Source organism: Paenibacillus hubeiensis, assembly GCF_032334105.1.
GTDB classification, from domain to species: Bacteria; Bacillota; Bacilli; order Paenibacillales; family Paenibacillaceae; genus Paenibacillus; species Paenibacillus hubeiensis.
In genome coordinates this window covers 12,561-26,869 of record NZ_JAVYAE020000016.1, presented here as the reverse complement: position 1 = coordinate 26,869, position 14,309 = coordinate 12,561, and the positions used below count along the sequence as shown (strand labels likewise).

The 14,309-nt window shown below is 48.9% G+C and carries 17 protein-coding genes and 1 other annotated feature (1 of these 18 only partly in view); of the genes, 14 read left to right on the top strand and 3 right to left on the bottom strand.

Going from position 1 to position 14,309, the window contains the following annotated elements; translation table 11 throughout:
• Positions 1–203 (top strand) — a binding site (T-box leader); it begins 142 nt to the left of the window's first position.
• A gap of 221 nt (positions 204–424) precedes the next feature.
• Positions 425–1,981, top strand: a complete 1,557-nt coding sequence (locus RSX24_RS27115; protein ID WP_343262317.1) for a 2-isopropylmalate synthase — start codon at positions 425–427, stop codon at positions 1,979–1,981.
• A gap of 706 nt (positions 1,982–2,687) precedes the next feature.
• On the opposite strand, the gene RSX24_RS27110 is transcribed toward RSX24_RS27115, so the two are convergent.
• On the bottom strand, positions 2,688–4,652 hold the full coding sequence (locus tag RSX24_RS27110; RefSeq protein ID WP_343262316.1) for an ABC-F family ATP-binding cassette domain-containing protein: 1,965 nt from the start codon (positions 4,650–4,652) through the stop codon (positions 2,688–2,690).
• Positions 4,653–4,997: 345 nt separating this feature from the next.
• Here RSX24_RS27110 and RSX24_RS27105 point away from each other — a divergent pair, with 345 nt between their 5' ends.
• The 7 genes from RSX24_RS27105 (at position 4,998) to groL (ending at position 10,295) form a co-directional block, all read left to right on the top strand.
• A complete protein-coding gene (locus RSX24_RS27105) occupies positions 4,998–5,621 on the top strand; it encodes a 5-formyltetrahydrofolate cyclo-ligase (protein ID WP_236415182.1) in 624 nt (207 codons plus the stop codon).
• Between the two features lie 16 nt (positions 5,622–5,637).
• Complete coding sequence (gene moaC, locus RSX24_RS27100) at positions 5,638–6,138, top strand: cyclic pyranopterin monophosphate synthase MoaC (RefSeq protein ID WP_343262315.1); 501 nt, start codon at positions 5,638–5,640, stop codon at positions 6,136–6,138.
• A 37-nt stretch (positions 6,139–6,175) separates the two neighbouring features.
• Positions 6,176–6,661, top strand: a complete 486-nt coding sequence (locus RSX24_RS27095; RefSeq protein WP_236415180.1) for a MogA/MoaB family molybdenum cofactor biosynthesis protein — start codon at positions 6,176–6,178, stop codon at positions 6,659–6,661.
• Positions 6,662–6,849: 188 nt separating this feature from the next.
• Positions 6,850–7,098 carry a twin-arginine translocase TatA/TatE family subunit gene (locus tag RSX24_RS27090; RefSeq protein WP_236415178.1) on the top strand — a complete coding sequence of 83 codons (249 nt, stop codon included), beginning with the start codon at positions 6,850–6,852 and terminating at the stop codon, positions 7,096–7,098.
• A 78-nt stretch (positions 7,099–7,176) separates the two neighbouring features.
• Positions 7,177–7,962, top strand: coding sequence for a twin-arginine translocase subunit TatC (gene tatC, locus RSX24_RS27085; RefSeq protein WP_343262314.1), 786 nt, complete (start codon positions 7,177–7,179; stop codon positions 7,960–7,962).
• A gap of 345 nt (positions 7,963–8,307) precedes the next feature.
• Positions 8,308–8,589, top strand: a complete 282-nt coding sequence (gene groES / locus RSX24_RS27080; RefSeq protein WP_236415176.1) for a co-chaperone GroES — start codon at positions 8,308–8,310, stop codon at positions 8,587–8,589.
• A 74-nt stretch (positions 8,590–8,663) separates the two neighbouring features.
• Positions 8,664–10,295, top strand: a complete 1,632-nt coding sequence (gene groL / locus RSX24_RS27075) for a chaperonin GroEL (RefSeq protein WP_236415175.1) — start codon at positions 8,664–8,666, stop codon at positions 10,293–10,295.
• A 74-nt stretch (positions 10,296–10,369) separates the two neighbouring features.
• On the opposite strand, the gene RSX24_RS27070 is transcribed toward groL, so the two are convergent.
• Both RSX24_RS27070 and RSX24_RS27065 read right to left on the bottom strand, forming a co-directional pair.
• A complete protein-coding gene (locus tag RSX24_RS27070; RefSeq protein WP_343262313.1) occupies positions 10,370–11,596 on the bottom strand; it encodes a site-specific integrase in 1,227 nt (408 codons plus the stop codon).
• Between the two features lie 15 nt (positions 11,597–11,611).
• Entirely contained in the window at positions 11,612–12,544 is a 933-nt protein-coding gene (locus RSX24_RS27065; protein WP_343262312.1) for a helix-turn-helix domain-containing protein, read from the bottom strand.
• Between the two features lie 181 nt (positions 12,545–12,725).
• On the opposite strand from RSX24_RS27065, the gene RSX24_RS27060 reads away from it, so the two are divergent.
• Genes RSX24_RS27060 through RSX24_RS27035 form a run of 6 tightly spaced genes read left to right on the top strand, consistent with a single transcriptional unit; the run spans position 12,726 to position 14,307 of the window.
• The gene (locus tag RSX24_RS27060; protein ID WP_343262311.1) at positions 12,726–13,001 is read left to right on the top strand and encodes a hypothetical protein; all 276 of its coding nucleotides are present in this window, start codon (positions 12,726–12,728) and stop codon (positions 12,999–13,001) included.
• A gap of 11 nt (positions 13,002–13,012) precedes the next feature.
• Positions 13,013–13,234 (top strand): helix-turn-helix domain-containing protein, encoded by a 222-nt coding sequence (locus RSX24_RS27055; protein WP_343262310.1) that lies wholly within the window; start codon positions 13,013–13,015, stop codon positions 13,232–13,234.
• Positions 13,231–13,419: a hypothetical protein gene (locus RSX24_RS27050; RefSeq protein WP_343262309.1), complete on the top strand. Its 189-nt coding sequence runs from the start codon at positions 13,231–13,233 to the stop codon at positions 13,417–13,419. Before RSX24_RS27055 ends, RSX24_RS27050 begins: the two co-directional genes overlap by 4 nt.
• Positions 13,416–13,886 carry a helix-turn-helix transcriptional regulator gene (locus RSX24_RS27045; protein WP_343262308.1) on the top strand — a complete coding sequence of 157 codons (471 nt, stop codon included), beginning with the start codon at positions 13,416–13,418 and terminating at the stop codon, positions 13,884–13,886. Before RSX24_RS27050 ends, RSX24_RS27045 begins: the two co-directional genes overlap by 4 nt.
• 1 nt (position 13,887) lies before the next feature.
• Complete coding sequence (locus tag RSX24_RS27040) at positions 13,888–14,088, top strand: hypothetical protein (RefSeq protein WP_343262307.1); 201 nt, start codon at positions 13,888–13,890, stop codon at positions 14,086–14,088.
• A 30-nt stretch (positions 14,089–14,118) separates the two neighbouring features.
• Positions 14,119–14,307: a hypothetical protein gene (locus RSX24_RS27035; RefSeq protein WP_343262306.1), complete on the top strand. Its 189-nt coding sequence runs from the start codon at positions 14,119–14,121 to the stop codon at positions 14,305–14,307.
• Positions 14,308–14,309: the final 2 nt, after the last annotated feature.

The following is a 14,309-nucleotide window of genomic DNA, read 5'->3' as shown; positions in this document are numbered from 1 at the left end:
GGGCAGCAGAAACCATAGGGTACATGGCAACGGCTAACCCCCGTTACAGGGTGGTTTTCGGCCAGGCTAGCGCTTGGATTGGCAGCGGAGTTGCGCTGCTGCAAGGGCGGGCATGGCCGGGACGCGAGGTGGATGCTTCGGGGATTTCCTGAACATCAAACAAGAGTGGTACCGCGGAGGGAGAATAACCCGCCGTCTCTTCTAGAAGAGATGGCGGGTTATTTGTATTTGCTGCCGGCAGCAGGGGTGGGCGCAATTTAAGGAGTTGGAAGGTTAAGCCATGGCAGGATGGAAGGAATAATCGAAACGCAAGTCGACGTGCGTTTCGGCATAAAGGTAGTAGAGTGAATCGGCAATAAACGAACAGGCGCCGGGTCGCCGGGAACGGCACCGGTCAATTAACTATCGATGGAGGATGTGGACGATGACAACACCACAGCATAAACGGATGATCGAAATTTTTGATACAACGCTGCGCGACGGGGAACAGGCGCCGGGAGCGAGTCTCCAGCCTGAACAGAAGATTGAGCTGGCACACCAGCTGGCTGCACTCGGCATTGATGTCATTGAGCCTGGATTTCCGATTTCGAGTCCGGGCGAGTTCGCGGCGGTGCAGGCGATCTCCCGCCAATTGCAGCAGGTTGAAATTTGTGGATTTGCCCGCGCGGTGAAGCAGGACATTGATGCAGCCGTCAAAGCGACTGCAGATGCGGCTAAACGTCGGATTCACCTGTTCATTTCCTCTTCCGATATCCATATCGAGCATCAACTGTGCCGCCCGCGGAGCGAAGTGGTTGCAACGGCAAGGGAAATGGTCGCCTATGCCCGTCAATTCACGGACGTGGTAGAGTTCACGGCCATGGATGCCGCGCGCACCAAAATCGATGACCTGATCGAAATGGTCGAGGTTGCGATTGAAGCCGGGGCAAGCATTATTAACCTGCCAGATACTGTGGGATATGCGCTGCCACATGAGTACGGAGAGATGTTTCGCCGCGTGCGTGAAGGGGCCAGAGGCGGCGATCGGGTGCGATACAGTGCGCATTGTCACAACGATCTCGGACTGGCCGTAGCCAACAGCTTGGCAGCAATCGCCAACGGGGCCTCCCAGATCGAAGTGACGATTAACGGCGTGGGCGAGCGGACGGGCAATACGGCGCTTGAGGAACTGATTATGGCATTGGAAACGCGCGGCGACGCCATTGGGGCGACGACGAACATCAAACTGAACCAGCTTTATGAGACTTCGCGCCAGATCAGTCGTGCAATGCATTTTCCGATTGCTTACAACAAACCGGTCGTGGGACGGAACGCTTTTCAGCATGAGTCTGGCATTCATCAGGACGGCCTGCTGAAAAACCGCAATACGTATGAAATCATGGACCCGGAAGCGTTGGGCATTCCGCGCAGCATGATTATTCTTGGCAAGCACTCCGGGCGTCATGCCTTGAAGGATCGCGTCCGAAAATACGGTTTCGAACCGGATGAGCAGCAGATGGAACGTCTGTATGAAGTGTTTAAGGAAACGGCGGATCAACAAAAGGTCGTAAGCGATGATCAGCTGCTGCAAATGGTCAGCCAAACGATGAACATTCCGGCCCAGGATTACGAATTGCTGGAGCTTCAAGTAACGGCGGGCAGTATGACCGACCGGGTAGCAGCCGTGCGCATTCGCACCAGTGCCGGGGAACAGACGTATTCCGCCATCGGTGGCGGTCCCGTGGATGCGGCGATCAAGGCGATCAGTCAGAGTATTGCCGAGGATATCTGCTTTGTGGACATGGAGATCCAAGCTCTCAGCGGAGGCGCCGGTGCTACAGGAGAAGCTGTAATTACCGTGGAGCGCGCCGGACGCGAGTTCAAGGGAACGGCGACGCATCAGGATATCGTAATGGCGGCTGGCCTTGCGTATGTCGCGGCATGCAACGCAGCCGGTTTGAAGGCGGAATCCATGGAAAATGCACCAACCGTGCATGCATAGGTTCTAGGTTCTAGATTCACTGGGGAAGAAGCAATCCGAGGCAAAGCCGGCTTTATGGCTTTGCCTTTCTTTTTTTCGGGTACGTTCCTCGTACAGTAAATGCATGCGGAAAATAAGGCGTAATTTGGCATCGAAAAGAGTGAGGCGTTCTGCACAAATCATGCTTATCTCTGATATGTCGTTCTATTTAGCCTTTTTCAGCGGAAGGAAACGGATGTGAGCTGAAATGATAAATGTCAAGATGTGATTATAGTTATGCACATATTCAGTGAATTTTGTGGATAATCCTGTTGAAACCTTCCCTGTCTTGTTTTCGAAACTAAAAGGTTTTAGGGGATATTTAAGGAGTGAATTGTCCACAACGATGTGGATAACGTGGATAAGTCGGTGGATAAATATGGATTTCGTGCGATTAAGCTAAGTGTGCAGCCATTTTCCTGCAAAATGACGTATGGTTTGTAGACGGAGGGTTTGTGGATAAATCGTCGGTTATTCGCTGAAAAAAATATTCCAGGATTCGATGGTTTCGGACAACGGAATTCCTCAAATGTTTTGGCGGCTTCATATCGTAAATTCAAAAAGCTGACTCCGCAAAGGAATCAGCTTTTTTGGGTAATGCGTATCATGGAGATTCGCCGGATGCATTCCCGACCGGACCGGCAGGTTGGGTCGCCGATATCCTTAGGTTCTTCTGGGGACAATGCGCCTATTCCATTGCCAGAGCTTCCCACTCTTCATAGGCTTCGGCGAGTTGTGTTTTGAGATCATCGGTTTTGGCCTGAAGCTCCTGCAGCTTCATATAATCCTGATACACTTCTGGTAAAGCCATCTCAGCTTCGAGTCCGGCGATTTCCGTTTCCAGCTCGGTGATCCGTTTTTCCAGTGCTTCTTGTTTGCGCTGGCGGTTTCGCTCCTCGCGTTTCGCCTGTTTGCCGGCTTCAAAGGAAGCGGCGCCCGAATCTTCGGAAACGGCTGCGCGAGATTCTGGACGGGAGGCCTTTCTGGCGGACGCTTGCGCCGACTGCGCCTCCGCAGCTTCGCGGGCAATGTCCTCCAGTTCCTGTTTTTTCTCGACGTAATCGTCGTAATTGCCCAGATAATGCTCCGTTCCGTTTGGATGCAGCTCCACGATCCGTTCCGCCATTTTGTTCAGGAAGTAACGGTCATGGGAAATGAACAGCAGTGTTCCTTCGTAATCGATAAGGGCAGATTCCAGTACCTCTTTACTAAACAAGTCCAAATGGTTCGTCGGTTCGTCGAGAATGAGCATGTTGGCTTCCTTGAGCATGAGCTTGGACAGGGAAACGCGAGCCTTTTCCCCGCCGCTGAGCGAAGAAATCCGCTTAAGCACGTCGTCGCCGCTGAACAAAAAGTTGCCCAGCACCGTCCGGATTCGGGATTCCTCCATGTGCGGGTACGCACTCCATACTTCCTCCAGTACCGTATTGGTTGGAGTAAGGCCGGTCTGTTCCTGATCGTAATAGCCGATCTGAACCTTGGTCCCCCAGTTGATCTTGCCGCTAACCGGGCGCAAGCTGCCGGTGAGACACTTCAGCATCGTGGATTTCCCGATGCCGTTCGGCCCGATCAGGGCGACCGTTTCGCCGCGGCGAAGATCAAACGATACGTTGCGGAACAGCGGAGAGGCTTCGTCATACGCCGCCGAAAGTCCATCGACTTGCAGCACCTCCTTGCCGGACATGACCGCTGTCTCGAAAGAAAAGTGGGCTTTTTTCAACTCGCCCATCGGCTTGTCCAGCCTCTCCATCTTTTCGAGCGCCTTGCGGCGGCTTTGGGCGCGTTTGGTCGTGGAAGCACGCACGATGTTTTTCTGGACGAAATCCTCCAATTTGGCGATCTCGTCTTGTTGTTTCTCGTATTGTTTCATTTGGCTTTCATATTCGGCGGCCTTCAGCTCCATGTAGCGGCTGTAGTTGCCGGTATATTTTTTGGAGCGGTGGCGCTCGATTTCAACGATATTCGTGACGAGACGGTCCAGGAAGTAGCGGTCATGGGAAACAACGAGCAGAGCGCCCGAATAACCGCGCAAATAATCTTCCAGCCAGGTGAGCGTTGGAATATCGAGATAGTTGGTCGGCTCATCCAACATAAGCAGATCCGGGGCCTGCAGCAAAATGCGGGCCAGCGCCAGTCTCGTTTTTTGCCCGCCGCTCAGCGTCGAGATCGGGGTGTCCGGCGAAAATTCGCCGAATCCCATGCCGTGCAGAATGCTGCGGATGCGCGTTTCCATCGCGTAACCGCCCTGGTCTTTGAACCAGTCGGATTTGCGGGCGTAGCGCTCGAGCAGGTCGGCGTATTTTTTTTCGTCCTCCATTTGGGCCGGGTCTGCAATATCCAGCTCCATCTGTCTCAGTTCTGCCTCCGCCTGCGTCAGGTGGGCGAATACGTTGATCATTTCTTCCCAGATGGTGCGTTCGGATTGCAGGCCGCTATTTTGGGCGAGATAACCGAGCGTCGTTTCCTTGGACCGGAAAATTTGCCCTTCGTCATAGGATATTTCTCCGGCGATGATTTTGAGCAAAGTCGATTTGCCCGCACCGTTCACTCCGACGAGTCCGATGCGTTCGCGTTCCAATATTTGCAGGTTTACGCCGTCCAGAATCGGATCGACACCATAACGTTTAACAATTCCGGATACTTGAAGCAGCATAGGTTATAGTTCCTCCATTACGTTCCAGTTCTTGATTAGAGACTGCGACGAAATAAAGTACCTCTAATTTCTTCGCAGCTTCTTAGGCAACTGCTTTCCAGTTTACATGAAAAACAGAACAAATGCACTGATTGACAACGGCCGGGCGTGTAGTCTTTTTGGTCAATCAATGATAAACTGAAACAAGGCATGTTAAACGATGATGGTTTTGCAGAATTTTTGCAGAAAATAAATGAGTAACTTCAAAATATTCAACAAGATGACAGCATGTCATAACGCATATAGATGTTTTGCTTGGATTCAAGAGCCGCTTTCATGTGATCAAACAGGGGGGATTTCAGGGACATGCAGGATCAGACGCAGCAAAAGAACGAGCTTCGTTCAAGGCTCAGAAAGAGCCGAGACCTGTTGGACGATTCCATTCGGCGCCGGGCTATGGCCGGAATTGAAGAATGGACCCTGAGAGAACTCGAACGTCTTCGCCGGGAAAAGGACAAGCTGATCGTGTTCAGTTATTTGTCATATCGGAGCGAGGCGTCTACGGCATTCCTGTTTGAAGAGGGATGGAAGCGCGGCGATCTCATGCTTGCGCCGAAGGTGCAGGCGAACCCGCAGCGGATGGAACTGCGCAAGGTAGAGGGAATGCAGGACATCGAGCCCGGAGTATGGGGCATTCCCGAACCGAACGAGGAATGCGGGATTTATCCGCCCGAACAGTGGCCGGATATTGATTTTATCGTCGTGCCCGGACTGGGGTATGATCGTCAGGGAGGGCGCATCGGTTATGGCGGCGGTTACTATGACCGTTTCGCTGCCATGCTCTCGGCCCAAAGCGCGGCGGCCGGCAAACGGCCGCTTCTGGCCGGATTCGTGCTTCCCGGTCAATTGCAGGACGAAATTCCGATGGAGCCGCTTGACTTGCGGCTCGATCTGCTGATCATGGCAGAAGGGGTCGTACATATCGAATAAAAAGGTTGTGATCGCATTGAATTCAGATTCGGCTCGTGGAGGCGCCGAAGGGCAGCTGACCCATTTTAATGAACAGGGGCGTGCCCGAATGGTCGACGTTTCGGCGAAAGAAATTACGGTGCGGACGGCAGTTGCCGTCTCCAAGGTGACGATGAACCCCGCCACATTGGAAGCGATTCGCGCTGGACGCATCGGCAAAGGAGACGTTCTTGCGGTGGCTCAGATTGCCGGCATTCAGGGTGCAAAGAAAACGTCGGACTGGATACCGATGTGCCATCCGCTGGCCCTTACCGGGGTTGACATTCGTTTCCGGGACAACGGCGTGGATGAACTGCATATCGAAGCCGCCGTCAAGACCGAAGGCAAAACCGGCGTCGAGATGGAGGCACTTACTGCCGCCTCGGCTGCGGCATTGACGATCTATGACATGTGCAAAGCGTTGCAAAAAGATATGATTATCGGCCCGACAATGCTGAAGTCCAAGACCGGAGGCAAAAACGGGGATTTCAGCCGATAAGGAAAAATTATTTTCATAGAGGAGAAGGGGGATCTATATGGTGTGGAGAACAGCAATCCTGACAGCCAGCGACAAGGGAGCCCGCGGAGAGCGCGAAGATACTAGCGCTCAGGTTATCCGGGAGCTTGTGGAGGAGGAACTGGGCGGGGAAATCGTGGAATACCGCATCGTTCCTGATGAACCTGATGAGATTATCGCGGCGCTGATTGAGATGACGGATTATTTCCATGCTGATCTGGTGTTGACCACCGGCGGCACGGAGCTTGCTATTCGCGACATTACCCCCGAAGCGACAAGGCGTGTGATCGAACGCGAGGTGCCTGGCATGGCTGAAGCGATGCGATATTCGGTCATGAAAAAAAATCGGTCAGCCATGCTGTTTCGGGGCGTGTGCGGCATTCGCGGACGCACGTTAATTGTGAACCTTCCAGGAACGCCGAAGGGCGTGCATGAACATCTGGCAGCAATCATGGACCAGCTTCCCGAGGCGTTGTTGATGGTCACGGGACAATTCCGGCAATAATCGTGCATGAACTCCAAACGTGGATGTTAAAAAATGCTTTTTCGAGAACTCTTTCCTGCATTTAATGGGTTATGTAAGTGGTTACATTGTGATATGATGGGGGTAATTGGCAGCAATGCCATAGAACGTTCGCAATCTGGTCAACTGCTAAATGTAACAATCCGAACCTGAATGGAGGAGGAATGACCATGTTAAGTTCCATTGGACCGACGGGATTTATTTTGCTTGCTGTCATTGCGCTGCTGTTGTTTGGACCGAACAAGCTGCCGGAATTGGGACGCGCGGTAGGACGAACATTCCGCGAGTTCAAAGAGGGTGCGCGCGACATCATCTCCGACGATGAATCGAACAAGCATAAGGAGCCAGAGAAGGCGAAGCCGGTTGCTTCCGATAGCGCCGCTCCCGAGAAAACTGGTCAGCAGCGCCTGCCGGAGTAGTACCTGAGGACTTGAACGAGAAATCCCTTCCGGCAGGAAGGGTTTTGTACTTTAAGCTGGCTGCAAAGGGGGACGGACATGACGAGGCAGAAGCAAGAAATGACCATGGGTGAGCATTTGGGCGAGCTGCGAAGGCGGCTGATTTACGTGCTTGGCATATTTACGCTTGGTCTGGTGGCCGGATTTTTCGTTGCCGACCCGGCGTATCGTTATTTAACGAAGGCGGAGTCGGCTCAGGGCTTCGTGCTGCATGCCTTTTCGTTCTGGGACGGAATCGGCATTTACATGAAAATCGCCGGGCTGTTTTCGCTTGTGATTACGCTTCCTTTTACGGTGTACCAGATCTGGAAATTTGTCAGTCCAGGGCTTCGACCCGTTGAACGCAAGGCCACGCTGAAATACATCCCCTATGTGCTCATATTGTTTCTGGTGGGACTGGCCTTTGCGTATTACGTCGTATTCCCGATGGCGCTCGCATTTACTTCCTCGATCACGGAAAAAATGGGGTTAGTGGAAACCTACGGCATGAAACAGTATTTCAGCTTCCTGTTCGGCATCGTATTGCCGGTATCGTTGCTGTTCGAGCTGCCGCTGCTGATCATGTTCCTTACAGGACTGCGGATCCTGAATCCATATCGGCTGCGCAGGATGCGCAAAGTATCTTATTTCGTGCTCATTTTTATTGCGGTAGCCGTGACGCCGCCGGATTTCATTTCCGATCTGCTGGTCATGATTCCGCTTTTGTTGTTGTACGAATTCAGCGTATTTCTGTCTTCCATCGTTTACCGCAGGCAGCTTGCGGCCGACGAAGCGGCAGAGTCGCGTTACGTTCGCGCAGGGAATGCCGAGGGCGCAGGCCAATGAATGGCTTGTGCCTTTTGCGTGATTTGAACTCGGGGTGAAGTCTATTATAAAATGTGGTTACAGGACAAACTGGCATATTTTGTTTGGTGGATGGATACAATGGTGAAGTGCTTTTTACGCCATGTTCCTTTTGCGGACAAGTTGGTATACCAGCGCCCTACAGTATGCAGTGCGCAGATGCCGGTCTTTGTAAAAGTTCGATTGATTTCATGAAAAGGACTTGAAATCAGTCGGCAAGTTGAGTATCATAAAGTTGGTTGTTAGCACTAAACACTGTCGAGTGCTAATACATATGGCTACAACCTATGAAGAACCTTATATAATTTCAAAAGGAGGCTATTTTTCATGATCAGACCTTTAGGTGAACGCGTATTGGTAGAACCATTGGAGCAAGAGCAAACGACTTCTTTCGGGATCGTACTTCCGGACTCCGCGAAGGAAAAACCGCAAGAGGGTAAAGTAATCGCTGTTGGTTCCGGTGCGTTGAAAGACGGAGTGCGCGTAGCTCTGGAAGTAAAAGAAGGAGATCGCGTAATCTTCTCCAAATATGCCGGAACAGAGATCAAATACGAAGGTAAAGAATATTTGATTATGAAAGAGAGCGATATCCACGCGATTCTCGACTAATTCATAATGTAATCGGATCACCGATCAATATAGCATGACAAGATCAAAACATATACTAGGGAGGTTTTCTTAACATGGCTAAAGACATTAAATTCAGTGAAGACGCTCGTCGCTCCATGCTTCGTGGTGTGGATGCATTGGCTAACGCAGTGAAAGTAACCCTCGGTCCTAAAGGCCGTAACGTGGTTCTGGAGAAAAAATTCGGAAGCCCGCTCATCACCAATGACGGCGTAACGATCGCAAAAGAAATCGAACTGGAAGACGCATTCGAAAACATGGGTGCTCAACTGGTTAAAGAAGTAGCAACCAAAACAAACGACGTTGCCGGTGACGGTACGACGACTGCAACTGTATTGGCTCAAGCGCTGATCACAGAAGGTCTGAAAAACGTAACTGCTGGCGCCAGCCCGATCGGTATCCGCAAAGGGATCGACAAAGCGGTTAAAGCGGCTGTTGCCGAACTGCAATCCATCTCCAAACCGGTTGAAGGCAAACAATCCATTGCTCAAGTTGCTGCGATCTCCGCTGCTGACGAAGAAGTTGGCGAACTGATCGCTGAAGCGATGGAAAAAGTGGGTAAAGACGGCGTTATTACTGTTGAAGAGTCCCGTGGATTCGCGACAGAGCTGGAAGTGGTTGAAGGTATGCAATTCGACCGCGGTTACATCTCCCCTTACATGATCACGGATACGGACAAAATGGAAGCTGTTCTGGATAACCCGTACATCCTGATCACGGACAAAAAAATCTCCAGCACACAGGACATCCTGCCATTGCTCGAGAAAATCGTTCAACAAGGCAAACCGCTCGTTCTGATCGCTGAAGACATCGAAGGCGAAGCGTTGGCGATGCTGGTTGTGAACAAACTGCGTGGAACATTCAACGCGGTTGCCGTTAAAGCTCCTGGCTTTGGTGACCGTCGTAAAGCAATGCTGCAAGATATCGCAGCTCTGACTGGCGGTCAAGTGATCACGGAAGAATTGGGTCTGGACCTGAAAACCGCTTCGGTGGATCAACTGGGTACAGCTCGTCAAATCCGCGTAACGAAAGAAAACACAATCGTTGTTGATGGCGCTGGTAACAAAGCGGACATCGATGCACGCGTGAGCCAAATCCGTACGCAACTGGAAGAAACCACTTCCGAGTTCGACAAAGAGAAACTGCAAGAGCGTCTGGCTAAACTGTCCGGCGGCGTAGCAGTAATCAAAGTTGGTGCGGCTACTGAAACAGAATTGAAAGAACGCAAACTGCGCATCGAAGATGCCCTGAACGCAACTCGCGCTGCGGTTGAAGAAGGGATCGTATCCGGTGGTGGTACTGCGCTCCTGAACGTATACAATGCGGTTGCGGCAGTAAGCCTGTCCGGCGACGAGCAAACCGGCGTAAACATCGTGCTGAAAGCACTGGAAGCGCCAATCCGTACAATCGCTGCTAACGCTGGCGAAGAAGGTTCCGTCATCGTTGAGCGTCTGAAAAAAGAGCAAGTTGGCGTAGGTTACAACGCGGCAACTGGCGAGTGGGTGAACATGATCGAAGCAGGTATCGTTGACCCTGCGAAGGTTACTCGTTCCGCACTGCAAAACGCTGCATCCGTAGCGGCTATGTTCTTGACAACAGAAGCGGTGATCGCTGACAAGCCAGAACCAGCTGGCGCTGCCGGTGCTCCTGACATGGGCGGCATGGGCGGAATGGGCGGCATGATGTAAGAATAGCCAAAAACCCCTGCTGCAACAGGGGTTTAGGCTTCAAACTTGCTATCATGTTAACGGTTTGTTAACAATCAATCCGATTTTTTAGAGGCCTTCATTAGTTCACTGAACTTTTGAGCGGCCTCTTTTCTTTTTGGCTTAGTTATGTGAAGGTAAATCCTTCTTGTTATCTCATCGTTAGCATGTCCAAGTCTGTGCATAATCTGCTCTAAGGTGGCTCCTGCTTCTGCGAGTAGAGAGGCGTGTGTGTGTCTCAAGGAGTGGGGAGTAAGGCTGCTACTCAAGTTGGCTAATTTTATTATCCTGGCCATTCTTAGGCCGACCTTCTTCGGTATTTCAGGATAACCGGCATAGGCCCCAACTCTGGCAAAAACAAATCCTTCATCATGATATGAATTTGGTCGTTTGTTTTTTTCGATCTGATGGAGAGCTAGCAAATTTTTGAGCATATCCATTATTTCTTTATCGACGTCTATCTCGCGGAACGATGAAATTGTCTTAGGGGTGACTAAAGAATATTTCTTGTAGTTGTTTTCGGGATTATAGAGCGTTTTCGAAATTCTTATTTTATTCTCTTCGAAGTTAAGATCTGTTTCCTTAAGGGCACACAATTCCCCAACTCTCATTCCGGTATAAGCCAAAGTGCTAAATGTTTCATAATCGTTTTCTAAGCCGAATTCCTTAACAGTTTCGAGGAACAATACAAGCTCGTCCTTTTCAAGATACTCTGGTAGATCCGTTTGATTTTCAAGATCCTTTACTGTCTTCGCGTCTTTTGGTACATAAGAGTCAATAGTTGGGTCCTTTTTAACAGCTCCGATTTTAACTCCATGCCTAAATATCATACCTGCAGTAGCGTGAACACCTGACAAAGTATTATCAGCAAGCCCTTTTTTTATTACAGTACCATTTTTTTCTTTCTGTCCTTCTTTGAGCGAGATCAATGCATTCTGATATTCATTAGTCGTTATATCCATGGCATTTCTCATTTTAAAAAAAGGTAATAGTAAATTTCGTTCTTTTTCTCTTACTCGTATAGTTCCTTCTTTTTTCGGTTTGCCTAATTTCTTGTAGTTCTCTAACCAACTATCTGCTAGTTCTTCGAAAGTCATTTTCTTTTCGGAAATATACTCGCCTTTATTGATTTCAGATATTAAATCTGCTGCAGCTGCTTGGGCTTCTTTTTTTGTCTTAAATCCGCCTTTGCTTTTTTGTTTCCTTTTGCCAGTTAAGGGATCAATCCCAACGTCAATCATATAGCTCCAAGTATTTCCCCGTTTATAAAAACTGCCTTTCAAAACTAAACACTCCTTTTAAAATTCCTGTTTGAAATGACCTGCATAAACTCCACAAACAACTATTTCATTTGGTGTCACCTCCACGGACTGATAAGAATTGTTTTCTGGGGAAAGTGTGATCATTGGCGAGCCTTCGGACCAACTCATTCTTTTAAGGCTAGCGTCTTCATTGTTTACAATCACTGCAACTATTTGTCCGTTGTATTCAGCCCAATTCCTTTTACGGAGAAACACTATATCGTTAGGGTTAATTCCCGCGCCTGTCATTGATTCTCCTTTAACTCGGAGCGCGTAATCAGGTTGTTCTTTTCCAAGGAATGGATAGCTTATAAAATCTTCTATTTCTTCATTAGGGATTATTCCATTACCTGCGCAGATCGTGCCGATTAAAGGGATCGGCTTCATATTCTTTTGGTTAGCAAAGTAGTTGGCTAATTTAGGAGAAAATTTATTGATTAAATCAGATAATTTCTCTGCTACTTCTTTTTTCTCTTCTATAGAAAAATCACATTGATAATAAGCGTTTTTTATTTCATCGTTAGTTGGATTTACATAAAGTTCTGAAATATCGGAGTTTACAAACAAAGAAGTAACAGTATGAACAACATTATCATCAGCTTGCTTGTACATTAGAACACTGTCGATAAGCTCTGTTATTTTGTTATCCATTTCACTATTTTCATTAAATTGTTCTGTCAAAAATTGCTCATGTTCCGGGGATAACCCATATAGGTATCCGGCTGCTTTCATCAATTCGCCGTATGTAATGTTGTTCAAATGACGGGATATTTTCATAAGCGTTTCAGGTGTAGGATCTTGTGTGTTTTTCTCAATACGACTTAAAGCAGCTGGAGAGACTCCAGTCACTATTGAGAAATCCTTCATAGTTTTGTATCCGCTTTTTATTCTTGATTCTTTTATAAGATCACCAATTTTAATTTCGCTCATAATGTTTCGAAAATTCTCCCTTCATCTAATGCTTGGATTTATCATATCACACCTATTGCGTGTACGCAATTATTTTGTTAAATCCTGTTGCGTGGTCGAAATTACTGTACTATAATCAAATTGCGAGGACGAAATCAACGCAAAAATAAATTGCGTATGCGCAACGAGAGGAGGGCAGAGGATGAAAAAATTCGTTGTTCGCTTGCGAGTGAAGGAATTAATGAAAGCTCAGATTGACAGGGACATCACTTCTGACCGTGAACTCGCAGAACTTCTTAATGTTAATCCTACTCAAGTTTGGCGTACTAAATTGCCTGTGGATGACAAAAGAAACAATGCTCCCGGAAACCAATTTATCGCTGGTGTGATGGAAGTATTTGGGGGTAAGTTCGATGATTATTTCTATATCGAAGAAGTTGATGATCCAAAGAAAAGCAAGGAGAAAGCGGTTGTGTGAGGAGGTGCACCGTGGCTGAAAAGAAGATCTACAAGTGGGATGACATGCCCGACATCATGACTGCTCAACACATCGCAAATATCTTGGGGATTTCACGCAAGACGGTTTACGAGTTGTTTGCAATCAAGCCTGAGCATGGAGGTATACCCAATTATACTATCGGGGTTTCAAAACGAGCTGACAAAGTTGATGTTATTGAATGGAAAAATAAGTTAAAGGGGGAATCACCTTGAACAAGTCGCCAAGTTTAGCCCCGGCGGAAATTATGGACTTCTGCGCCCGCCAAGAATGCGGCGCCGAAATCGTAGATGGCCAGATCGCAGTAAGGCACGGCAAGGACCTGTATTGCAGCATGAGCTGTATGGCCAAGTCGATCGGCGCCGCAACGATCACAGCGGGAGAGGAGGTATTCAAGTGAGTTTAATCGCGAGTATTAAACTGCTGTGTGCTCAGAAGAAAACGTCCATACCGAGAGTTGAGCAGGAGTTGGGTTTGGGTAAAGGGACGATCTACACCTGGGGTAAGAGCTCGCCGTCTATCGATAATCTTAAGAAAGTCGCAGCTCACTTTAATGTATCTGTGTCGTCTTTACTGGAAGAGGAGCCTGTTAAAGCTAAATCTCTTGAACATCGAAAGCCGATCTCACGACTCGATTCTGTTGATTCTCGGATGCTCAAAAAGGAATTTCTCAGACTTGTTCGTACTCGTTCAACCCTTATCCGAACACTCTGTAAATCAGATCAGGACGCCATTGAGCTGGCACAGGCGGGAGCCATGCCAAAGGGTGAAGGTGTTGAAGCTGAGATTGAAGCACTCTTATGGAGATATGTCGGTTATTCGCTCGAATTAAGTTTGAAAGAGGAATCCGGAGAGGAGGCGCGTTGAATTGGAGCTGATCGAATCCATCCATGATGGCGGCCCAAGTGGGAAAGTTGATTGTGACTTCTGCAATGAGCAACCAGAAAATGGTGTGCTTGTGGAAAAGCCCAACTCCATGATCTTTAACGGCCAGGTGCAAGTTTCGCTCAGAGCTAAGCCATTGTTCGTTTGCCTGACTTGCTTGCAGTTTGAAGTTGAGAACCTGTAATCCGATTGAGCCTGAGAGGAGGTGAACAACTTGCTATTAATGACCGAACAGCATTTCAGCGCAGCATGTGCCTTTTACCTGGCGCTTGCAAGCCAGATGCGCCGCAGTGGCCGAATTAAAGTGGCCGTGCATGCGGACAAGCAGTATCGCATGTATCGGATTTTGCTGCAAAACAAAATGCAGCTGACCGGCTCCTACCCCGAATCAGCTGCTCAATAACC